Origin of the sequence: Methanobacterium sp. SMA-27, assembly GCF_000744455.1 — an archaeon.
Lineage (GTDB): Archaea > Methanobacteriota > Methanobacteria > Methanobacteriales > Methanobacteriaceae > Methanobacterium_B.
The window spans coordinates 258,068-280,740 of record NZ_JQLY01000001.1; the positions used below are offsets into that span (position 1 = coordinate 258,068).

The 22,673-nt window shown below is 34.1% G+C and carries 17 protein-coding genes; 9 read left to right on the forward strand and 8 right to left on the reverse strand.

The window, feature by feature from the left end:
• Nucleotides 1-15: 15 nt before the first annotated feature.
• The 3 genes from carB to rimI all read right to left on the reverse strand — a co-directional run bounded on the left by carB (nucleotide 16) and on the right by rimI (nucleotide 5,077).
• Nucleotides 16-3,198 (reverse strand): carbamoyl-phosphate synthase large subunit, encoded by a 3,183-nt coding sequence (carB, locus tag DL91_RS01335; RefSeq protein ID WP_048189911.1) that lies wholly within the window; start codon nucleotides 3,196-3,198, stop codon nucleotides 16-18.
• Nucleotides 3,199-3,334: 136 nt separating this feature from the next.
• Nucleotides 3,335-4,417 carry a glutamine-hydrolyzing carbamoyl-phosphate synthase small subunit gene (gene carA, locus DL91_RS01340; RefSeq protein WP_048189912.1) on the reverse strand — a complete coding sequence of 361 codons (1,083 nt, stop codon included), beginning with the start codon at nucleotides 4,415-4,417 and terminating at the stop codon, nucleotides 3,335-3,337.
• A 228-nt stretch (nucleotides 4,418-4,645) separates the two neighbouring features.
• On the reverse strand, nucleotides 4,646-5,077 hold the full coding sequence (rimI, locus tag DL91_RS01345) for a ribosomal protein S18-alanine N-acetyltransferase (protein ID WP_048189913.1): 432 nt from the start codon (nucleotides 5,075-5,077) through the stop codon (nucleotides 4,646-4,648).
• Between the two features lie 26 nt (nucleotides 5,078-5,103).
• On the opposite strand from rimI, the gene DL91_RS01350 reads away from it, so the two are divergent.
• Genes DL91_RS01350 through cobK form a run of 3 tightly spaced genes read left to right on the forward strand, consistent with a single transcriptional unit; the run spans nucleotide 5,104 to nucleotide 8,790 of the window.
• Nucleotides 5,104-5,505, forward strand: a complete 402-nt coding sequence (locus DL91_RS01350) for a UPF0146 family protein (protein ID WP_048189914.1) — start codon at nucleotides 5,104-5,106, stop codon at nucleotides 5,503-5,505.
• Nucleotides 5,489-8,002, forward strand: a complete 2,514-nt coding sequence (locus DL91_RS01355; protein ID WP_048189915.1) for a calcium-translocating P-type ATPase, PMCA-type — start codon at nucleotides 5,489-5,491, stop codon at nucleotides 8,000-8,002. Before DL91_RS01350 ends, DL91_RS01355 begins: the two co-directional genes overlap by 17 nt.
• A complete protein-coding gene (gene cobK / locus DL91_RS01360; protein ID WP_048189916.1) occupies nucleotides 7,999-8,790 on the forward strand; it encodes a precorrin-6A reductase in 792 nt (263 codons plus the stop codon). Before DL91_RS01355 ends, cobK begins: the two co-directional genes overlap by 4 nt.
• A gap of 203 nt (nucleotides 8,791-8,993) precedes the next feature.
• On the opposite strand, the gene DL91_RS01365 is transcribed toward cobK, so the two are convergent.
• A complete protein-coding gene (locus tag DL91_RS01365) occupies nucleotides 8,994-10,226 on the reverse strand; it encodes a proteasome-activating nucleotidase (RefSeq protein WP_048189917.1) in 1,233 nt (410 codons plus the stop codon).
• A 178-nt stretch (nucleotides 10,227-10,404) separates the two neighbouring features.
• Between DL91_RS01365 and DL91_RS13265 the strand changes: the two genes are divergently transcribed.
• A complete protein-coding gene (locus DL91_RS13265) occupies nucleotides 10,405-10,554 on the forward strand; it encodes a hypothetical protein (RefSeq protein WP_156095878.1) in 150 nt (49 codons plus the stop codon).
• Between the two features lie 467 nt (nucleotides 10,555-11,021).
• On the opposite strand, the gene rbr is transcribed toward DL91_RS13265, so the two are convergent.
• Nucleotides 11,022-11,603 (reverse strand): rubrerythrin, encoded by a 582-nt coding sequence (rbr, locus tag DL91_RS01370; RefSeq protein WP_048189918.1) that lies wholly within the window; start codon nucleotides 11,601-11,603, stop codon nucleotides 11,022-11,024.
• A gap of 58 nt (nucleotides 11,604-11,661) precedes the next feature.
• Nucleotides 11,662-12,219 carry an archaeoflavoprotein AfpA gene (gene afpA, locus DL91_RS01375; protein ID WP_048189919.1) on the reverse strand — a complete coding sequence of 186 codons (558 nt, stop codon included), beginning with the start codon at nucleotides 12,217-12,219 and terminating at the stop codon, nucleotides 11,662-11,664.
• An 885-nt stretch (nucleotides 12,220-13,104) separates the two neighbouring features.
• On the opposite strand from afpA, the gene katG reads away from it, so the two are divergent.
• The 3 genes from katG (at nucleotide 13,105) to DL91_RS01390 (ending at nucleotide 19,732) form a co-directional block, all read left to right on the forward strand.
• Nucleotides 13,105-15,279 carry a catalase/peroxidase HPI gene (gene katG, locus DL91_RS01380; RefSeq protein WP_048189920.1) on the forward strand — a complete coding sequence of 725 codons (2,175 nt, stop codon included), beginning with the start codon at nucleotides 13,105-13,107 and terminating at the stop codon, nucleotides 15,277-15,279.
• A 747-nt stretch (nucleotides 15,280-16,026) separates the two neighbouring features.
• Entirely contained in the window at nucleotides 16,027-17,010 is a 984-nt protein-coding gene (locus DL91_RS01385) for an SIR2 family protein (protein ID WP_231551348.1), read from the forward strand.
• Complete coding sequence (locus DL91_RS01390) at nucleotides 16,991-19,732, forward strand: hypothetical protein (RefSeq protein ID WP_048189922.1); 2,742 nt, start codon at nucleotides 16,991-16,993, stop codon at nucleotides 19,730-19,732. The genes DL91_RS01385 and DL91_RS01390 overlap by 20 nt, the downstream gene beginning before the upstream one ends.
• Before the next feature lie 59 nt (nucleotides 19,733-19,791).
• Here the strand turns inward: DL91_RS01390 and DL91_RS14315 are convergent, their stop codons facing one another.
• The gene (locus tag DL91_RS14315) at nucleotides 19,792-19,926 is read right to left on the reverse strand and encodes a hypothetical protein (protein ID WP_255343912.1); all 135 of its coding nucleotides are present in this window, start codon (nucleotides 19,924-19,926) and stop codon (nucleotides 19,792-19,794) included.
• Nucleotides 19,927-20,019: 93 nt separating this feature from the next.
• Between DL91_RS14315 and DL91_RS01395 the strand changes: the two genes are divergently transcribed.
• Nucleotides 20,020-20,985 carry a hypothetical protein gene (locus tag DL91_RS01395; protein ID WP_048189923.1) on the forward strand — a complete coding sequence of 322 codons (966 nt, stop codon included), beginning with the start codon at nucleotides 20,020-20,022 and terminating at the stop codon, nucleotides 20,983-20,985.
• 758 nt (nucleotides 20,986-21,743) lie between these two features.
• On the opposite strand, the gene DL91_RS12600 is transcribed toward DL91_RS01395, so the two are convergent.
• A complete protein-coding gene (locus tag DL91_RS12600; protein ID WP_081882561.1) occupies nucleotides 21,744-22,091 on the reverse strand; it encodes a response regulator in 348 nt (115 codons plus the stop codon).
• 205 nt (nucleotides 22,092-22,296) lie between these two features.
• On the opposite strand from DL91_RS12600, the gene DL91_RS01405 reads away from it, so the two are divergent.
• Nucleotides 22,297-22,488 (forward strand): DUF2099 family protein, encoded by a 192-nt coding sequence (locus DL91_RS01405; protein WP_048189924.1) that lies wholly within the window; start codon nucleotides 22,297-22,299, stop codon nucleotides 22,486-22,488.
• Nucleotides 22,489-22,673 lie beyond the last annotated feature (185 nt).

Below are 22,673 nucleotides of genomic sequence, written 5' to 3' on the forward strand. Positions count from 1 at the left end.
ATAGCAGAAATAAATTTAGAGCTGTTCATGATATTCGTTAAGAGATTTGACTCCAATTTCTCCTTCTTTAACATGTTCAATAGCGGTTAGTACTGCACGTGCACCTGCGAGAGTTGTTACATAAGGTATTCCCAGTTCAACGGCCATTCTTCGGATATAATAACCATCATCAGCTGATTGCTTTCCTGAAGGTGTGTTGATTATTAGGTCTATTTCTCCATTGACTACAGCATCTCTAATATTTGGAGAACCTTCGCTCACTTTTCGAATTTTATCTATTTTAACCTGGTTTTCAACAGCTTCAGCAGTTCCGCTTGTTGCAACGAGTTCAAATCCAAGAGTTTCTGCCTTTTCAACAATATCTCTTATGCTATTTTTATCAGAATCCCTAACACTGATGAATAATTTTCCTTTTTTAGGTAATTCCATACCCGCTGAGAGCAAGGCTTTGTAGTAGGAAACACCGAAATTTTCATCTATTCCCATGCTTTCTCCTGTGGATTTCATTTCAGGTCCAAGCACAGAATCTGCTGCAGGTAACTTTATGAATGGGAATATTGATTCTTTGACTGCAACGTGTTTAATTTTGATATCATCAACTAAGCCTAAGTCTTTGAGTTTGTATCCAACCATTAATTTGGCAGCTATTTTTGCAAGTGGTACTCCCACTGCTTTACTTACAAATGGAACTGTTCTACTTGCTCGTGGATTGGCTTCAATTATGTACACTTTATCTGTTTTAACAGCATATTGGATATTCATGAGCCCAATAACATCAAGTTCAAGTGCCAGTCTGGTTGTGTATTCTTTAATGGTTTTAAGAATATCTTCCGAAATACTTTGAGGAGGCATTACGCATGCAGAATCTCCAGAATGAACTCCTGCTTCTTCTATATGTTCCATTATACCTCCTATGAAGACAGTTTCTCCATCAGAAAGTGCATCAACATCGATTTCAATAGCATCTTCAAGGAATTTGTCAACAAGGATGGGATGTTCTGGCGAAATTTTCACAGCTTCTTTCATGTACTTTTTGAGTTCTGTGTCGTCGTAAACAATTTCCATAGCTCTTCCACCAAGAACGTAGGAAGGTCTTACAAGTACAGGAAACCCTATTCTTTCTGCTACAATACGGGCATCTTCAAAAGAGTATGCAATACCATATTCTGCTTGAGGAATATCAAGTAAATTTAGAACTTCAGTAAAACGTTCGCGATCCTCTACACGATCAATGCTTTCATGTGCAGTTCCAAGTATTTGAATTCCTTCTTCAGCAAGGGGAACTGCCAAATTTATGGAAGTTTGGCCTCCAAATTGAACAACAACTCCATCTGGATTCTCTTTGTCCATTATGTTCATTACATCTTCGAGTGTTAATGGCTCGAAGTAAAGTTTGTTTGAGATGTCGTAATCCGTACTAACTGTTTCGGGATTATTATTTATAATAATGGTTTCTATTCCTTCATCTTTCAATGCCTTTGAAGCATGAACACAACAGTAATCAAATTCTATTCCCTGACCAATCCTTATGGGTCCTGCTCCAATAATAACAACTTTTTTATTGTCTGATACTGCCACTTCATCTTCGCCTTCGTAGGTTCCATAGTAATATGGTGTTTTAGCTTCAAACTCTGCTGCGCATGTATCAACCATTTTGTAGGTAGGAACAATTCCAGTTTTTCTTCTGTGGTCTCTTATTAATTTCTCAGGAAATCCGGTTATATCGGATAATATTGCATCAGAGAATCCCATTCTTTTTGCTTTTATAAGAATTTCTGGTTTGAGAATTTCATCTGCATCTAAATTCCTTAAATAATTTTCAAAATCAACAATACTCTGTATTTTGTACAGGAAAAACCGATCTATCTGTGTAATGTCATGAATATCATCTATATCACGCCCTGATTTAAGGGCGGTATATAAATGAAAAATTCTTTCATCTGTTGCATTTTTTAATAGAGAATCGGTATATTCCACATCTACAAATCCATATTTTCCAATATCAAGGGATCTTATTGCCTTGTGAAGAGATTCTTCTATTGTTCTACCAATGGCCATAACCTCACCAGTGGATTGCATCTGCACACCTATTTCCCTTTTTATGGCTTTGAACTTATCAAATGGCCATCTAGGAATCTTTGCAACAACATAATCAAGTGAAGGTTCGAATGAAGCCGGTGTTTCCTTGGTGATGTCGTTTTGTATTTCGTCAAGGGTCATTCCTACAGCTATTTTGGCTGAAATCTTGGCTATGGGGTAACCTGTTGCTTTTGAAGCCAATGCACTGCTTCTACTGACCCGGGGATTGACTTCAATAACTTTATATTCTCCAGTTTCAGAATTAAATGCAAATTGGATGTTACAGCCACCTTGGATATGTAACGCTCTTATAATTTTAATAGATGCATTTCTTAATCTTTGATTATCAACGTCTGAAAGTGTTTGTGAAGGTGCAACAACTACACTCTCTCCTGTATGTATACCCATGGGATCCAAGTTTTCCATGTTACAAACAATTATACAAGTATCATTTTTATCTCTCATTACCTCATATTCAAATTCTTTCCACCCGATCACAGATTCATCAATGAGAACTTGATTGATAAAACTCATATCAAGACCTCTTGTAGCGACCTCGATGAGTTCTTTTTCGTTGTGTGCAACACCCCCACCTGTTCCTCCTAATGTGAAAGCTGGACGAACAATAACTGGATAACCTATTTTACCCACGGCTTCAATGGCTTCATCGATTGTTGTGACTGCCCTACAATGGGGTATTGGTTCATTAAGTTTCATCATGAAATTTCCAAATAGGTTACGATCTTCAACATTTCTTATGGTTTGAACTGTTGATCCTATGACTTTTATCCCTTCTAACGCACCTATCTTTTCAAGGCCTGTTGCAACGTTCAAACCAGTTTGTCCGCCCATGGTGGGTAGTATAGCATCTGGTTTTTCTTTTTTAATGATCTTTGCAACTATTTCCGGTGTCAGTGGCTCCACATATACTGTATCTGCCATGTCTATATCTGTTTGTATGGTTGCTGGATTGCTGTTCACAAGTATTGTTTCAATTCCCTCATCCATGAGAGATTTACAAGCTTGAGATCCAGAATAATCAAATTCAGCAGCTTGACCAATTTGTATGGGTCCTGAACCTATGATAAGAACTTTTTTTATGTCTTTGTCCCTTGGCATTTACGATCCTACCTTTATAAATCCTATAATTCAAATCAGTAATTTTTATGACTTTATTTTATGATTATACAGTTCAACCTAAATTGTTAATTTGCCTTTTTTTCATCAAAAATTGTACTTTTAACATATTTTAAGTTTAGTATTTCTTTAATATATTGAGGAAATTGTCGAAGTAATGGTCAGAGTCATGAGGTCCAGGGCCAGCTTCTGGATGGTACTGTACACTAGAAATTGGAAGTTCTTCATGTTCAAGTCCTTCAGCAGTTCCATCGTTAAGATTTATCTGTGTAACTTTAATTGGTAAATCTTTACACGAATCTGAATCAATTGTGAAACCATGGTTTTGGGAGGTTATATTAACTTTACCCGTGTTAAGATCTTTTACTGGTTGATTTATTCCCCTGTGACCGAATTTCATCTTATATATTTTTGCACCGAAGGCTAACGATATAATCTGCTGGCCAAGACAGATTCCAAATATTGGAAGTTTCTCAGATAAATTTTTAACTGTATTGGCTGCCTCTGTAACTCTTGTTGGATCTCCAGGCCCACTTGAAACCAGCATAGCCTCTGGATCATAATCTAAAATTTCTTTATAACTAGTTTTGTAAGGTAGAACAACAACACCTATATCTCTTTTTAGGAGGGCGTTTATACTATTTCGTTTTATACCGCAGTCAAGCACCACTGCTCTGTGTTTATACTCTTCACCCAAAATTTGAGGTTTTTTAACAGATACTTTGTCCACAAGGTCTATATTTTCGATATTTTCCTGTTCAACTGCTAGCTTCAAAAGTTCTTCATCATCAATTTCCTGTGTTGAAATTGCTCCTTTCATGGCTCCATGACGTCTGATTTTAAGTGTAAGAAACCTGGTATCAATCCCGCTTATACCTGGAATTTTATATTCACCTAAAAAGTCAGATAAACTCTCTTCAGAGAGCCTGTGGGAGGGATGGCTGTTTTGTTCCCTTACTATAAATCCTTCTGCTTTTATCCCATCGGACTGGAACCAATCTCTAGATATTCCATAATTACCTTGTAATGGATAAGTTGACATTAGGATCTGCCCTTTGTAAGAGGGGTCTGTAAGTGACTCAACGTATCCGGTCATTCCAGTTGCAAAAACCACTTCTCCCGTTTTAATTGTTTCAAAGCCAAATCCTTCTCCTTTAAGTATTGTTCCATCTTCTAAAGCTAATTTAGCCTCTTTTAGCATTTCATCACCGGTTAAATTAATTTGTAAATCAAAATTTGAGTAAATTATCACTTATTCTAAGCCTTTGATCATCTTCAATTTATAACTGATCCTTAATTAGATTTATTATATGAGATCTTGATCAGTAGTTTATTTTCTTGGTTTATTAATTAGATTATTTCAGAATTATATAATAAAATATTTAAAATTCATTGATTTAGAATACTCTATTAATTCCAATAGTATTATTCAACAAGTCTGGCTCATAATAACTGCGTCTTCATTGTCATCATAATAATCTTCAACAATTTTTTCTTCTTTAAATCCCATTTTACTATAAAATTTTCTGGCCCCTTTGTTTCCAACTCTTACCTCTAGTTTGATCTTTCTCACATTATATTTCTTAAAGATATTCAGACTTGTTTCAACTAATTTGGAGCCAACTTCCATTCTTCTGTAACTTTTATCAACTGCAATGGATATTATATGACCTTCATCTTCAAACTTGATCCAAAATATAATATATCCTACTACCCTATTATTTTCCTGGGCAACAAGAAATCCTGCACCCAGGTTGTAAATATCTACAAGAATATTAGCAGGATAGGGATCACTGAAGGACGCCATCTCAATTTCAAGGACTCTTTTGACGTCTGGGCGTTTAAATTCTCTTATTATCATGAATTTCTCCAGTAAAAGTGGTAAAAATGTGGAAAGATTTTTCAAATTATATTATAGCAAACTATAGGAATGCTTCTTTAATAGTTGAAGTAGGTGTAGGAGGTTTTCCATTGGTTGCCTTTACACTGCAAGAATATCTTAACATGGATATAATCATGACAGATATTAAACCTTACCATGATCAAATTGTTGTTGATGATATAACCAACCCTAACATAAATATATATAAGAATGCATCACTGATCTATTCAATACGCCCACCTGAGGAACTTCAGCCATATATAAAAAAGGTTGCAGTAATGGTAGGTGCAGATCTAATTATAAAACCATTATCAACAGAATTTATAAAACCAGATAAAGGTATGAAACTTATCAATTACAAAAAAGCAATATTTTACCAGAAGTGTAATAATGAAATGGCAGAATAAAAGTGCAGAAGATGTTTTAAATTCATTAAAATCTACCAATAAAGGATTGACCAGTGGAGAAGTACAGAAAAGGCAAGATATTTATGGAAAAAATGAGCTGATTGAAGAAGAAAAACCAGGACCCATAACCAAGTTTTTGGGACAGTTTAAAGATTTCCTTATAATACTACTTATAATTGCAGCTATAGCAGCTGCATTAATTGGAGACATAACAGATGCAATTGTAATACTTATCGTTGTCATTTTAAATGCAGTTGTGAGTTTTATACAGGAAAATCGTGCAGAAAATGCAATGGAACAGCTTAAAAATATGACATCTTCAGAAGCTGTAGTTATTCGTGATGGAGAACCAAAGAAAATTACTGCAAGTGAACTTACAATCGGGGATGTTGTTATACTTGAAGAGGGTGACAACATTCCTGCAGACCTAAGATTATTAAAAAGCTACGATCTTAGGGTGGATGAATCAGCATTAACCGGAGAATCAAAACCTTCAAACAAAGATGAAAATGTACTGTCCGAAGATGAAACTACCAATCTTGCTTTTATGGATTCATATGTGGCTTCAGGACGAGCAAGGGGCGTTGTAGTAGAAATTGGAATGAATACTGCCATAGGTAAAATTGCTGAAATGATTCAGGGAGAAGAGCAAAAAACACCTCTTCAAGATAGAATACATGGCCTTGGTAAACTGATGGGTTTAATAGCAATTGTTGTTTGTACCGGTGTTTTTACGCTGCAATTCTTTAAAGGAGTGCCATTAGTAACCAACTTCTTGACAGCAGTTTCACTTGCAGTTGCTGCTGTGCCAGAGGGATTGCCTGCAATAATGACCCTTACACTTGCACTTGGAATGCAGAGAATGGCTAAAAGCAATGCAGTTGTACGAAAATTACTTGCAGTGGAAACATTGGGTTCTTGTACAACAATTTGCACAGATAAAACCGGTACATTAACAAAAAATAAGATGGCTGTTCGCCAGACAAAGATAACCTCACCTGAAATGGCATTCAAAATATCCGCACTGTGCAACAATTCGAGTATATCCAATGGGAAAGTAATAGGAGATCCAACTGATGGTGCAATGCTAGTTTATGCTGATGAAAATGGATACAACAGACAAGAACTAGAAACGAAGCATAAAAGAATTTTTGAAATACCACTGGATAGTGAAAGAAAGAGGATGACAACTGTAAATGAATTTAATAGAGATAGATATGTTCTTACAAAGGGAGCTCCTGAGATCATCATTGAACGCTGTAACATGGTTGAAGAAAATGGGGAACTAAGTCAGATAACCTATGAAAATAGAATGGAAGTACTGGATGATCTTAAAGAAATGACATCCGAAGCTCTGAGGGTTTTGGCCCTGGCATACAGAAAGATGGGGTCTGATGAAGGGTTTGATGATAAAGCAGCACTTGAAAATGATCTGATATATGTTGGATTGGTGGGTATGATGGATCCACCAAGAAAGGAGGCAAAAGAAGCAGTTGCCCTCTGTGAAAAAGCAGGGATCAAAGTTGTGATGATCACAGGAGATAACAAAGATACTGCTGCTGCAATTGCATCTGAAATAGGTATTTTAAAGGATGGGAACGTTTTAACCGGATCAGATCTTGAAAAAATTGACGATGATAAATTTAAAGATATGGTTCAAAATGTTAGTGTATATGCTCGTGTTTTCCCAGAACAGAAAGTTCGAATTGTTGAGGCTCTAAAATCACAGGGACAAGTAGTAGCCATGACAGGGGATGGTGTAAATGATGCACCGGCACTTAAAAAAGCAGCCATAGGTGTTGCAATGGGTTCTGGTACAGATGTTGCCAAGGAATCTGCAGATATGTTGCTTCAAGACGATAACTTTGCAACAATTGTTGAAGCTGTTAAAGAGGGACGTACCATATTTGACAACATAAAACGATTTGTTAAATTTCAACTTTCAACAAACATAGGTGCTATACTAACCATTACAGTCGCATCTCTTATCAGTCTTCCAATACCATTCAATCCAATACAGATACTTTGGATAAATATAATAATGGATGGTCCTCCTGCACAGTCACTGGGTGTTGAACCTTCAGAAGCAGGAGTTATGGAACGGCCACCAAGCAGCGGAAACATCATACCCAAGCGAAACCTAATTAGGATTGGAATTGCAGGAATTGTAATGAGTATAGGCACACTTTTACTTTACTACTATGAATTGTCCAGCGGTGCAAGTGTAATAACGTCAATGACTATTGCTTTCACTGTATTTGTGATGTACCAGATATTTAATGTTTTCAACTGCAAAGCAAAGGGAATGATCCCTAATAAAACTTTATTAATAGCTGTTTTAGCATCGTTTTTGCTTCAGTTATGTGTTATTTATTTGCCTTATTTGCAGGGGATCTTCAGAACAACCGGAATTACAATAATGGACTGGGTTCTCATTGTATTAGTGGCTTCAACCATATTTTTAAGTGAATTTATTAGTGAAAAGGTGATAAAATGAAGGTCATGGTCATGGCCGGTACCTCTGATGCAGTGAAAATTATAAGTAAATTAGCAGAGCTTGAAGATATTGAAGTAATTGCAACCACTACAACAAAATATGGTGGTGATCTTGCTGTTACAGCTGGTGCAAATGAGATTATTGTTGGTCGGATGGGAATACATGAAATCGAAGATCTTATAACTGTAAATGAGATTGATATTTTGATTGATGCTACCCACCCATTCGCAGTTGACGCAAGTTTAAATGCTGTAAAATCCGCAAAAAGTTCAGGTATAATGTATATTCGTTTTGAGAGGCCATCAATAGAAATTCCAGATCACGAACAAGTGTTTGAAGTATCTTCGTTCGAAGAAGCTGCCAAAAAAGCAATTGAAATTGTTAAAGAAAATGGAAACTACAGGGTAATGCATTTTGCAGGTGTTTCAACACTTCACTATATGATCAAATGGATCAATCCTCAGTTCATGGTTGCAAGAGTACTTCCAGTTGTTTACTCCCTGAAAAAATGTCTTGAAATGGGAATTCCTAGTGAGAATATTATTGCAATGCAGGGAACATTTTCAAAGAATTTCAACATGGCATTAATGGAAGAATATGGGGTAGGAGTAGCTGTAACCAAGGAAAGCGGTGAGACAGGAGGTACTTCAACAAAAATAGCAGCTGCTATTGATTTAGAAATACCAATAATCATAGTTAAAAGGCCTGTGGTTAATGAAATTAAAAATGAGATAACATTTACAGATGTTGTTGATGTTTTGAATCATATTCATCATCAAAATTTATAAATAGAAAATTATTTGATAAAATGTTAATGAATAAATTTTTTTAGATTAATTAAAAAGAAAATTTTTAAATTAAAAATATAAAAATTGATTTAAAATTAGCCTCAGATCGCCCATCAGTCATCATAGATCAGAGCTCATAGGGTTCATCACAGGCTTAATCTGTTATATTGTCAAAAAATAAGAAAAATAATTGGAGTTTGGAATTATCCAAACATGACTCCAGCTTCTTTTTTCATTTCTTCGTCGTGTTCCATTCCTACTATTTTGTCAACAGCGTCCATGAAATCGTTCATGGTTACAGTAGATCTCTCTTCCCTTATTGCAAACATACCGGATTCAGTACATATTGCTTTTAGATCGGCACCGGAAGCACCTTCTGAAAGTGATGCAATATGCCGTATATCTACATCTTCTTCCAAAGTCATTTTTTTGGTATGGATCTTTAATATTTCCATTCTACCATCTTCATTTGGAATTGGAACTTCGATGAATCTATCGAATCGTCCAGGTCTTAACAGGGCAGGATCAAGAATATCTGGTCTGTTGGTTGCTGCAACAATTCCAACATCTCCCCTTCCTTCGAAACCATCCATTTCAGCAAGCAGTTGCATTAAAGTTCTCTGAACTTCTCTGTCACCGCTGGTGGAACTTTTCAGTCTTTTTGCTGCTATTGCATCGATTTCGTCAATGAATATAATACTAGGGGATTTCTCCTTTGCAAGCTCAAATACTCCTCTAACAAGTCTTGCACCTTCACCTATATATTTTTTAACAAATTCAGATGCAACTATCTTAATAAATGTTGCATTGGTTTCATGTGCAACTGCTTTTGCAAGAAGAGTTTTTCCTGTTCCTGGAGGTCCATATAACAGAACTCCCTTTGGAGGTTCAATACCGATGTTGATAAACAGTTCAGGTTTCTTAAGAGGTAATTCAACGGTTTCCTTAATTTCTACTATTTGTTCCTCTAATCCACCTATCTGTTCATATGCAATGTCAGGTTTTTCATCTACTTCCATGCCCGTAACAATAGGGTCTTTTTCTGATGGCAGGACATGTACTATACTGAATGTCTGCTGGTTAAGGGCCACACGAACACCAGGTTCAAGTGACTTTTCATCTAAGAATCGTGAATATCCAATTACAAAATTAGGGCCTGTGCTGCTTTTTACAACTACCCTACCGTCATCTAATACTTCAGTTACTGTAGCTATTACCAATGGAGGTGATCTGAATCTTTCAATCTCTCCCCTAAGAGATTTTACTTCTCTATCCAGCCTCATTTTCTCATTTTCGATCAGGACCTTATCCTTTTCAAGCTTCCTAACCTTCCACATGAGGTTGCGTTTGGTTTTAGTGTTATCCTCTTTTAGGATTTTTATCTCCGTTTTAAGGTCTTCAATCTTTTTCAATACATTTGGGGACATGTTTTCCATGATCCTCGCTCACTCCTAACTTTTATTTAAAAAAATAATACTCTAAGACTTAATATTATTTACTGAATTTATTGTCCTTAATAATATTTAAAGTTTCGTGGAGTTGAACTTATCAACCGCTCTCACATTAGATGGATATTTGAATTTAAAAATAGTAAGTTGTGGGATGGGATAAAATATGAAATCAGACATAGATATACTTAACTATTGGTTTGAAAAAAATGATTTAAGCGATGCATCAAGAGAACTTTATACAATTGCAATGAATCAATATTCAAAAATCGAGAACATAAAGCATATCCATCCATTCAAAATCATTCTCTATTAACCATAATTCAAATTTACGAGATTATAACATTCCTAGATCGGGTATTTTTAAAATTTTATCTAAGGTTTAATTTTTGCTCATTTAGTTATGCTTCTACCGGAAGTATATTTCCTCTCAAGTATATGAATTTTTTGTAAATTAACAATAATATTTGTGCTTACTTAAAAGTATATTTTTATTATTTTTTTGAGTATAATATTTAATAATACCCTCTTCCAATATATTGTATTAGAGTATGATTAGGGTGCATTAGGATATTATTTAATTGGAATATCAGTAAAAAATATCTTTTAGGAGTGTAATAAATGGTTGATTCCAAAATTTTAATCGTAGAAGATGAGTACATAGTTGCTACTGATCTAAAACAACGATTAGAAAAAAAATAAAATGAGTATGAGGTTATACAGTTTAAATCCTGTAAAAGCAATCAAGCTCCATTTTGTCACTGATTTTATTGATTGAAATTTTTAGTATTCTTCGCATTTGATCTGGAAGTGTTTGGTTGGGTGGTCGCATGATGGGCATTTTTCTGGAGGTTCCATACCTACGTGTACGTATCCACATACTCTGCATAGCCATTCTACTTCTTGATCCTTCTTGAAAACTTTGCCATCTTCTATTGTTTCTAAAATTTTTGTAAATCTTTCTTCATGGTGTTTTTCAACTAGGCCTATTGCCCTTAATCTTTTGGAAATATCAGTTAGACCTTCTTTATCTGCAGTATCTGCAAATTTGGGGTACATTTGTGTATGTTCCTCATTTTCACCAGCTATTGTGGCCGTAAGGTTTTCTACGGTGGTTCCGAGAGTTGTTGGTGCATCTGCTTCTACTATAATTGCTTCTGGGACTTCTCCATTTTCTTTTAGTCCGTTTATCATTCGCATTGCCCATTTGGCATGTTCTCGTTCATTTTCTGCTGTTTTGAGGAAGATTTCTGATAGCTGTTCGTATCCTTCTTTTTTTGCAACCTTTGAATACATTGTGTATCGATTTCTGGCTTGACTTTCACCTATAAAAGCTTTTGCTAAATTTTCCATTGTTTTTTTCATGATTATCTCTCCTTTTTTACAAAAAATAATTATTTAGAATTGGGATATAAAAATTATCCTAGTCGAAATGTTTCTCAAATACCGTTACAAGGTCTTTGGGTTCTTTAATAATAAAGGTTTCATACATTTTAGCTAGTTTTTTAACGTGTTCTACATCTTCTTTCCTAATGGTGATTTTTAAATCATTCCCATCGGGTAGTTGAGTGATGGTTGTTCCTTCTTCATAATCTGATGGTAATATGTAGATAGGAACATCAGCTTTCTGGCCCATAATGGCGGCGTTGGAAATTAATGTATCTCCCATCCTCATAGCTATCTTTGCAACCGTATTAGAGCTGACAGGTGCGATTAACATGAATTCATATTTTCCTAACTGAATATTACCTGCTAGAAAAGGTGCATTAGCATTAATCTCAACCCATACTTTATCAAAATTTCTTTCTATATCCTGCGATATTTCATAATATTTTATAACTTGATCTCCGGATTTTGAGATAAAAACTTCTATATCCACTTTGTCTTCGTACTTTTTATTTATTTTTTCCATCGCCTTCATGGTTTCGACTATTTTATCACCGGCACCAGTTATACCCCAAGCAATTTTCTTCTTTTTCATTAATGATCCCTCCTTGAATATTTAAAAAATATGCTGTGTTACACTTCACTTATTCCTCTTTGGTTATCCACATTTACGCATGAAACATCTTTCATTTGTCCTAAAAGTCCTATAAGTTTGACAATTCTTCTGTAAGTATTTGAATCCCATAAATCTCCTTCGTATATATTCTATATGTTATATTGGTGAGGGTTCTATTTAGAATTTTGTGACCATAATTTTTTTTTATCAAAGGAGTATTTTCCAGATTAGAAGCAAGAATGATACGGTATAGTATAATATTTTTGGAAAAATTGAGTTTTTACAGATTACCGAAATGTTAGGTATAATAGCACAGCATTCACAGTGATGATAACTGTTGTAATTATCCATCCCGTTAAATTGGTTAATTGTTTGTTAACCAGAGACCCCATTAACTTGCCGGTGACGGGTTATCATTAACATGGAGATTATTGCTAGGCAGGCAAAAACATAATATAACTTGACTGCAATTGTTATTAAAAATGTTTTCGAGTTATTTTACATAGTAGTAGGTGACCTAATCTACGATTATTAAGTTATTATAAAAACTATTGACTTTGAAATAGTATTTTGCCTGGGACACTTATAAAATCTAGTTAGTTTTAGATAATTAAACGAATACGAAAAATCACACTTATTATACAATATTTATCCAAAAATTTTATTCAAAAATTGCCGCACCTGATTTATACAAAATTTTAAGTCGATTGTATAATAAATAATATATTACAATTTATAAAGAATTCAAATTATACTTCTTAAAGAAATGTTATTAAATAGTAATTTACCTAAACACAAGATTCACAAGTTTGTAATAATTAAAAATATATGAATTAAAAAATGGAAAAAAAAAGAGTGAAAATTATGGATGAAAATAGCAAAGAAACAGCTAGAGGTAGCATGAAGAACCTTGAGTGGTGGCCTAACCAGTTGAATCTCGACATCCTGCGCCAGCATTGCTCAAAGTCTAATCCGATGGAAGAGGGTTTTAATTACGCTAAAGAATTCAAGAGTCTCGACTTCGAGACCCTGAAGAAGGACCTCCATGAACTGATGATGAATTCACAGGACTGGTGGCCTGCGGACTTTGGCCATTATGGGCCTTTGTTCATCCGCATGGCGTGGCACAGCGCTGGTACGTACCGAATCGGCGATGGTCGCGGTGGTGCAGGTCACGGCAGCCAGCGTTTTGCACCTCTAAACAGCTGGCCCGACAACGCCAATCTCGACAAGGCACGCCGACTACTCTGGCCGATCAAACAGAAATACGGTCGGAAAATTTCCTGGGCCGACCTGATGGTTCTCGCTGGCAATGTTGCACTGGAATCGATGGGTTTCAAGACCTTCGGTTTCAGTGGCGGGCGTGAAGACAGCTGGGAACCGGAGAAAGACATATACTGGGGTTCCGAGACTGAGTGGCTTGGAGAAAAGCGCTACACAGGTGATCGGGAACTTGAGAATCCCCTCGCCGCCGTTCAGATGGGCTTGATTTATGTGAACCCGGAAGGCCCGAACGGCAAACCTGACCCGATTGCTGCGGCGCGTGATATCCGAGAGAGCTTTGATCGTATGGCGATGAACGACGAGGAGACAGTTGCCCTAATTGCAGGTGGCCATGCCTTCGGTAAGACTCATGGTGCAGGTGACGCGTCACTGGTGGGCCCGGAGCCTGAAGCCGCCGGCATTGAGGAGCAGGGCCTGGGCTGGAAGAGCAGCTTCGGCACGGGCAAAGGCAACGACACGATTACCGGCGGTCCGGAGATTATCTGGACCAACACGCCAACGAAGTGGGACAACAACTTCTTCCGGATCTTATTCAGCTTTGAATGGGAGCTGACGAAAAGCCCAGCCGGAGCGTACCAGTGGAAGCCGAAGGGTAACGCAGAAGCCGATACCGTGCCAGATCCGCACGACCCGTCAAAGCGTCGCACCCCAGGCATGCTGACCACAGACCTCTCTTTGCGGTTCGACCCTATCTATGAAAAGATCTCACGGCGCTTCTATGAGGATCCGGATCAGCTTGCGGACGCGTTCGCCCGTGCGTGGTTCAAGTTGACCCATCGAGACATGGGCCCGCGTGCACGTTATCTCGGACCTGAGGTACCGGACGAGGAGCTCATCTGGCAGGACCCCATCCCTACAGTTAATCACGAACTGATTGATGAAAAAGACATTTCCACCCTTAAGGGCAGGATATTGGATTCTGGCCTATCGGTGTCAGAGATGGTTTCGACCGCTTGGGCGTCGGCGTCCACTTTCCGCGGCTCCGACAAGCGTGGTGGTGCCAATGGTGCACATATTCGCCTGGCACCGCAGAAGGATTGGGACGTCAACCAACCAGCCCAATTAGCCAAAGTGCTCGAGATGCTAGAGGGCATCCAGAGCGAATTTAACGAAGCCCAGTCAGGCGGCAAGAAGGTCTCGCTGGCTGATCTAATAGTTTTGGCTGGTTGCGCGGGTGTTGAGCAGGCTGCGAAAAATGCTGGTTACACTATAACAGTGCCCTTCTCGCCAGGACGTATGGACGCCTTGCAGGAGCAGACCGATGTGAACTCCTTTGCCGTACTAGAACCGGTCGCAGACGGATTTCGCAACTATCAGAAGACCCTTAACTCCGTTAGGTCTGAAGAGTTGCTGGTGGACAAAGCGCAATTGCTGACATTGACCGTTCCTGAGATGACAGTTCTCATTGGTGGCCTACGTGTCCTGAATACCAACTTTAGACAATACCAGCATGGAGTCTTCACTAAGCGGTCGGAGGCGCTCACAAATGATTTCTTCGTGAATTTGCTTGATATGAGAACAGCATGGAAAGCATCCACGGAAGACGATAATGTGTTTGAGGGACGAGACCGAGCAACGGGTGAACTCAAGTGGACCGGTACTCGTGTCGACCTAATCTTCGGTTCAAACTCCCAGCTCCGGGCATTGGCGGAGTTCTACGCATGTGATGACTCTCCTGAGAAGTTCATGCACGATTTTATAATGGCATGGAACAAAGTCATGAACCTGGACCGGTTTGACCTTGCCTTATCATGAAAAACGACATCTGAATCATATCGTTCTGAACTACCCCCATAATCAAAAGCTGAATAGCTTCATCCTCATATTTTTACTAAGAAACTGATGATTACACAGTATGCCTACAGTGGAAATATCACATGAAATGAAATTTTGGTGTTAAACTGGTAAAGAGATAGGATTGACTTTCCAACTCAAGTAAAAATGGTGGAAAAATTAGCACAAAATGGATCCAAACAAATAGGAATTGAAAGCAATGAAAATACTAAGAAAAATTGTAAGAAAGTTATCTTTAGAGAGGTTACTCCGATGGAATAAACTCTCTACCATTATATTCTAATTTTAAACTTTGTATTCACTTAAAAAAAATCTGAAAAGATCTATAAGTGGATACTACCCAGATCATAAAGGTGTGTTGCATGCATACTAATCTTCTTGAATGTGGACTTAAAATAATTGACTATTGCTGGTTACCCTATTTACTATTTCTGAAGTAATAATTAGATCATATACTGATTGAACTCTTAATTAGTCGTTTATATCGTTATATGACACTATGACGATGTAAATAATAACTAAATCCAAATTTTTGATCGGCAATTTATACTAAATTTAATTACATATTTTATTTATCAATGAATAAAAATTATAAAAGTTTGAATGGAAATTTTCCTAATCCACTTAATTGATATTGATTAAAGCATAAATTTATTTTATATTGAGAATCTAAATATAAATAACTTTAATGAGGTATATAACATGATTATGCCAGTTCCTGAACTTCCTCAAGTAATTATTGATGCTATTAATAATAAAAACCTAGCTATTTTCATGGGAGCCGGGGTATCTCAATTAGTTGGTTGTGATGGATGGCGTAAATTAGCAGAAAATTTGGTTTTGAAGTGTTTTAACACTAAAAAGAATGATGAAGAGTCATTTATTAATGAAAATCAAAAAGAAGTACTTTTGAAGAGTATTTCAAAAAGTAAGGATTTCAAAAAGGTAATTTCAATTTGTTATGATATATTAAAGAAAGAAGATGAAAACTTATTTTTTGAAGAGTTAGAAATGTCATTAAAGAAAGATAAAAAAATTGAATCACCCAATATTTACACCGAAATTTATGACATGCTTCACGGAGGATTAGGTGAAATTTCTGGACTTTATATTACTACTAATGCCGATGAACATTTTGATGAATTTTTCAATAAAGAAAGTAAGGAAATAATTTTTAATCCAGATGATTTTTTTAATCCAGACATCGGACAAATTAAACTTTATCATATTCATGGTACCATTTCCCATAGAGAAAGTCTAGTTTTCACTGTTAATCAGTATTTAGAACGTTATAATCCTGAAAAGGAGTATATCAACGTTTTAAAAGAAATTTTCGAGAGATATGTAATATTATTTATTGGTTATGGATTAGGGGAGTTTGAAGTTATTGATTTTTTATTTACAAAATTGGGATTGGGTAAAAGAAATCAAAACCAAATTGAATTAAAAAATTTTTTACTAAAGGGATATCTTGAAAGTGAAGAAAATGATTTAGAATTTGATAATATGTATTATAATAATCTTGGAATAACCGTTTTAGGATATTTGAAAATAGATGAAAAAGATTATGAGCAATTATATAATGTAATTAAGGCATGGAATGAAGAGATTAGTGATATACACTCTCGTGCATATGATTCTTTTAAAGGAATGGTGGAGGTTATAGAGGAACATGAAAGACTTAAAAAATGAAAGAATGGAAATATTAAGGAAAATAAAGCACAATGATCCTTTAAAATCCCAATTCTTCCGAGAGCTCTCCAAAACTACTAATCCGTTTCCATGGCTAGAAGATTTGATTATAGAAGGTTATTTTGACCCGGAAGGATATCCTTCTCCTGAAGAAGTTTCAGAAAAGAAAGGTTATTATACTATCCCCTACTGGGATCCATCAGGATATTTAGAAAATATATCAAAACTAAATTATCTAGAAAACGATGACAAAACAACAGAGCTACTAATTGACATTATTGAAAATTACATCAATTACCCTCGTGAAGAAAGAAATTATCGTATCGATTATGTTTTTTTAAAAGCCATTTTTTACCTTCCAAAAGAAAAAATTACATCTGATCATATAAACTTTATATCTAAAGCAATAAACTCGGATTCTACTTTAATTGAGTTAGAACTGTTTAAAATTGTCATGAAAAAATTGCTTGACTATAAATTTAAGGACTTTCTGTTAGAATTGTTGGAGATAATTTTAGACTATAAAAAAGAGTCTAAACAGTACCTTATAGGATATGTTCATAATGAATATGTTTCAATAATGGACGAATTTTGGCTAAATAAAAATTTAGAAGATAGTAAACCATTTATAGCCGAATTTTGTGCTTTAGATGCATTTAAAATATCTTTAAAAAAAATTTCAGATATTGTTGATGAAGATAAATTTCAATTTGATTATGTATCAATTCCTACAATTGAAGATCATCCTCAATCTATGTTTCCCGAGGAATATAAATTTCAATTAGTTCATTTTGCTAGAGACATGATCGAGTATCTACCTGCACATGGTATCTATTCCGAAGAAATAAGAATATGCACAGAAAATTTAGCTGCAAATGAAAAGAAAATCTTCCGGAGAATTGCCATTTATATAATTGATCTTTATTATGATGAATTAAATGAAATATTCTGGAATTGGATTGGTAATCCATTAGATGAAATTGATTTAAGACATGATATCTATCGTTTCTTTAAATTGAATTATTCTAAGTTTGATGATGACAAAGAAAAGATAGATTTGATTATTGATTGGGTAGATAATAATGAATACATTCGTAAATTAGAAAGTGAAGGTGCTGATCTAACTTCTTTAGCTTATCAAAAATTGAGATGGTTTTTAGCATTAGATGAGTCGAAAAATCAAAAAATTCAATCATTAATAAGAGAATATAGATTACTTTACCCTCATGATATTGAACATCCTGATTTTGGTGTATGGACGAGTGAAGAACTTGTAGGTGTAGATACAAGAAACTCTGAAAATCTTTGTAAAAAGGATAATCAACAGCTTGCTGATTATTTAAATAACTTTACTTCAGAATCTATATTCGAACAATCAGACTTATCTGAATCTTTCATTAAATGTGTATCAGATCATCCTGAAAAATTTACAAATAATCTACTGCCTTTTTTAAATGTATCAAGAAAAAATCAATATAATTTAATCTATGGTTTACAAAAGGCTTGGAGTTCTGAAAAAACATTTAATTGTATAGAAATCTTTGATTTCATTAAAGATATAATAATAAATGAAAAGTTTTGGAATGAAGAATCAGATGGTCGAAATTATAAAAATTCAATAGTGTCTGTAATTGCTGATTTCATCGAAAAAGGTACCGAAGATGATAGATTTGCTTTTGACCGAAATTTATTGAAGGAAGCAGGAAAAATCCTTTTAATCATTGTGGATAATGCAGAATCTGACCTTCAAGAAATGGATGATTTAATAACTTCCGTTTTGAACTCTTCGTTAGGAAAAATATTCTCTGCTATGGTTGTATATTCACTTAAATGTTTACGAGAATATGGAAACTTTCCGCAAAGTATTAGAATAGAATTTGAAAAACGATTTAATAATCCGCCTATTGAGCTTTCAGTCACTTTAGGTAGATATTTATCAAATTTGTGTGCGTTAGATAAAGATTGGGTGAATCAACATATTAATTTGATTTTTCCAGATAACATAGAGATATGGAAACATGCATTCATGGGATATCTTTTTTATTCTACTGTAATTTATACAGATATTTATAATCTACTTAAAAATGAATACATAAGAGCTATAAAAACCGATTTTAATGATAGAAAAATTACTCACAGATTAATCCAACATATAGGCCATTTCTATTTAAAAAATGATGAGGATCTGAATGATCCACATAGCTTAATTTCCAAATTAATTATTCAAAGAGATCCAATACAAATATCACTTCTAATACATTTTATTCTAGCAAATAAACAAAAAATTAATGTTGGCCAAATTAAGCCATTATGGTTAGAAATTATTGCAGTTTTTCCATATGATGAAGATACTGAAAATTGCAAAATTTTAGCAAAATTGTCTCGATGGTTAGAGTTAATAGAAACGATTGATTCTGATGTTTATTCATTCCTTATTTTATCAGCTAAATGTATTGAATCACAACCATCTATCTCCATTTTTATTAAAAACTTAACGAAACATGTTGAAAAATCACCTAAAGAAGTGGGGGAAATTTTTCTTGAGTTAATTAAAAAAACTCCAGAGCATAAAAAAGAAGATATTATACAAATTGTCGATGTCTTATTCCAAAAAGAACAAACCGATATTGCAAATTATATTTGTAATGAATATAGAATTAAACATCTTGACTTTTTAATTGATATTCACGATAAATATAATCAACGAGCATTGGAACAATAAATTGAGAACATCATTTGATATTAAAACTTAATAGTAACTCAATGGCATGAGTAATGCTTCTAAGTCTTGGTTAAACCAATCTTTACGTCAATAATCTGTTCCTGGCCTTTGCATTCTTTTAGTAAATGCCTTTCTATTCCCTGGAACATATCTCTGATTTTATTAGGGCCTTCCATCCTTTCTAATCTTTTCATTATCATGTCCTCGTCGATTATATTTAATAATATATATTAAATTAATAAAAATTAATAATTAATTATATTTTATGGAAATAATAAATTTAGATTATGGAAGAATTAAAAATTAAATTTGAAGAAGAATTAAATTATTGTCCTCCAGTTCTTGGCCATTTATCAAGTATAGGTGAAAACGAGTTTTCATACAGATATTACAAATTTAGACATCCAGCAGGGATTTTCTCATTACAATTAAATAATATCATAGATGATTTTTTAGACTTATTAAGCAGTTTAGAACAAATGCAGAACAAAAAAATTAATGTAGATGAGAGGAATATCAATAAGAAATTTGTACGTTTAATATCAAGTTTTTTTAAATATTATGAATCATGTTATGAAATATTTGTAGGGTGTTGTAAACAACATGACCCTCCAAGAGAAAGTGAACCTTTACATCAATGGCTTTATAAAAACAACTATGATGTAGGTCAAAAATTCTTTGATAAAGTAAAAGATGATACGGGCTATTTTAGGACATTAAATAATAAACTCAAACATACGAGCAACGATTTGAGAATTTTTTGTTTTTATAATAATCATATGAAAATAATGGGATACTATTTGGAATCTGTAGATGATAATGGAAGTTTAGGTCCAGATGAAGAATTACACCCTCGTTTTCAGGATCAACATACTGCAAATTCGTTCAATTTTATACTTAGGCAATTGTATTATTGTATTTATGAAATAGCCAATATATTAGATTCTGTTTTAATTCAACATTTCAGAGAAGTTTATTCTATTAATCTAAGTTATAATAGCGAATTTACTAAATTGTTAGATTGCAACACACTAAGAAATTTGAATGAAAAAATTAATAATTTACCTGAATTTTATTTTCCTAATGAATTTAATCGTGAAATTCCTATACCATATTTAGATGATGGATATTTAATTTTTGAAATCGAAGACTCAATTAGCTTGGATCTGATAGGCTTTAAAGTAGGTTTTGTTACGTCGGGTGATGGATTTTCAAGATCGTTTAGACTACCATTTTTGATAATGAGAGAATGAAAGAAATCTATTGTTTTTGTTTAAATATATTTCATTTACTACCTTTTAAATTAAATAATACTAAATTATAATTAATCATATCCTAATTAGTAAAATACTCCTGATTTTACCTTGGGATTAACTAGAAATACACAGCTATTTATTTAAAAACAGAACATATTAGTCTTTAACATCGTAATATAGAAGTTTAACGAAGTTACTTATTGGATATAACCAAATTATTTGAACTAAATATCCAATAAAAATTAATCATATCGAATTATAAATTTCTTTATCATTATTTTTAAGAGTATTATATTTGTTATAAATCAATAGTAAAATTTTTTAATTCACTTTTTTATTCTTGTAAGTAAAAATTGACATTTACAATAGGAAAATATTCCTTTAGAGTGAGATTTTCGCATGTTAAAAAAAATAAGCATGTAAATATTATTATAATGTTTTCAAGTGAATTTACAGATTATATGGCGAACTAATCTACAGTTACTTAGTACATTATGAAAACTATTGACTTTGATATAGTATTTTGCCTGGACACCATTACGATTTGCTAAGGTTGTGCTTTTAACAGTCAACCCTACGGATTTGGTGGAAATGTACAGTTTTGGACAAAATTCGCTGAAAGCACCCCCTGAAGAACAAAAAGTTATGATATAAGACGAAAAATTTAAGAAAATATATGATGCAATGACTCTAGGTGCCAATAATGTATGTTTCAACTGCATTAAAAACTGTCCTGTAGGCGATTATTAATTTAATTAAGGAGGTTTTTTGGATTTAAGTTGATGGTCTATAAGAGCTAATTCTATAGCGTTTTGTATTTCTGTGTCGTTGTAGGGTTTTTTGAGGTATGCTGATGGTTGGGTTTTTTGGGCTCTTTCTAATGTTTTATTGTCATAGTGGGCTGTTAGGTATATGAATGGTATTTTACAGTTATCTTTTATTATTTGGGCTGCTTTTATTCCGTCTAATTCCCCTTTTATTATGATATCCATTAAAATTAGATCTGGTTTGGTTTCTTCAATTATTTTTAGTGCCTCTTCTCCTTTAGTTACTATTCCAAGTATGTTATACCCTAAATCTTCTAATCGTGCTTTTAAATCTATTGCTAATCGTTATATTACTATATAAATCTTTTCCATTAGATTGGTTTAAGAGATTATCCAATTAAAAAAAGTTCGTTATAGCATTTAATGAAAATAATACAGGATTTTAAATTTTTATCAACATTTATTAAATTGAGATTATTATTAGATTTTGATCTATATAGAATAATTTTAAACTATCTTAAAACGCGATTACTAATCTAAATTGTATATATTTGCAGCACATATAAGTCAAATCTCAAAGAAAGATGGAGAAACAATATTCAATAATGCAGATGTAACTGGATGTGCATCCAAGTACATAAGAGAAATAGGTAGAGAAAAAGACTTTTTCAAGGCAGGAGATTGCATACCAATATATGGGGTAACAGATTCTGGCAAAAGATTTCTCAAATGAGGATATATAAAATTGGTGGTTTAAAGGAGAAATAAGATCCAAAATACCTAAACAATAATTTAAATCACATTTTGTTTTTACAGGAGTTTAATATATTTAGAATAACGGAAAGTTTCCTTGAGCTATAAATTTCAATACGGTTTAAGATTCAATGCAGGAGCTTCCAGAATATCAAATGCAAGTAT

Coding starts and splice junctions, on each gene's coding strand:
- carB (WP_048189911.1), bottom strand. CDS start 3,198: ATGCCAAGGGACAAAGACATAAAAAAAGTTCTTATCATAGGTTCAGGA.
- carA (WP_048189912.1), bottom strand. CDS start 4,417: ATGCTAAAAGAGGCTAAATTAGCTTTAGAAGATGGAACAATACTTAAA.
- rimI (WP_048189913.1), bottom strand. CDS start 5,077: ATGATAATAAGAGAATTTAAACGCCCAGACGTCAAAAGAGTCCTTGAA.
- DL91_RS01350 (WP_048189914.1), top strand. CDS start 5,104: ATGTGGAAAGATTTTTCAAATTATATTATAGCAAACTATAGGAATGCT.
- DL91_RS01355 (WP_048189915.1), top strand. CDS start 5,489: ATGAAATGGCAGAATAAAAGTGCAGAAGATGTTTTAAATTCATTAAAA.
- cobK (WP_048189916.1), top strand. CDS start 7,999: ATGAAGGTCATGGTCATGGCCGGTACCTCTGATGCAGTGAAAATTATA.
- DL91_RS01365 (WP_048189917.1), bottom strand. CDS start 10,226: ATGGAAAACATGTCCCCAAATGTATTGAAAAAGATTGAAGACCTTAAA.
- DL91_RS13265 (WP_156095878.1), top strand. CDS start 10,405: ATGAAATCAGACATAGATATACTTAACTATTGGTTTGAAAAAAATGAT.
- rbr (WP_048189918.1), bottom strand. CDS start 11,603: ATGAAAAAAACAATGGAAAATTTAGCAAAAGCTTTTATAGGTGAAAGT.
- afpA (WP_048189919.1), bottom strand. CDS start 12,219: ATGAAAAAGAAGAAAATTGCTTGGGGTATAACTGGTGCCGGTGATAAA.
- katG (WP_048189920.1), top strand. CDS start 13,105: ATGGATGAAAATAGCAAAGAAACAGCTAGAGGTAGCATGAAGAACCTT.
- DL91_RS01385 (WP_231551348.1), top strand. CDS start 16,027: ATGCCAGTTCCTGAACTTCCTCAAGTAATTATTGATGCTATTAATAAT.
- DL91_RS01390 (WP_048189922.1), top strand. CDS start 16,991: ATGAAAGACTTAAAAAATGAAAGAATGGAAATATTAAGGAAAATAAAG.
- DL91_RS14315 (WP_255343912.1), bottom strand. CDS start 19,926: ATGAAAAGATTAGAAAGGATGGAAGGCCCTAATAAAATCAGAGATATG.
- DL91_RS01395 (WP_048189923.1), top strand. CDS start 20,020: ATGGAAGAATTAAAAATTAAATTTGAAGAAGAATTAAATTATTGTCCT.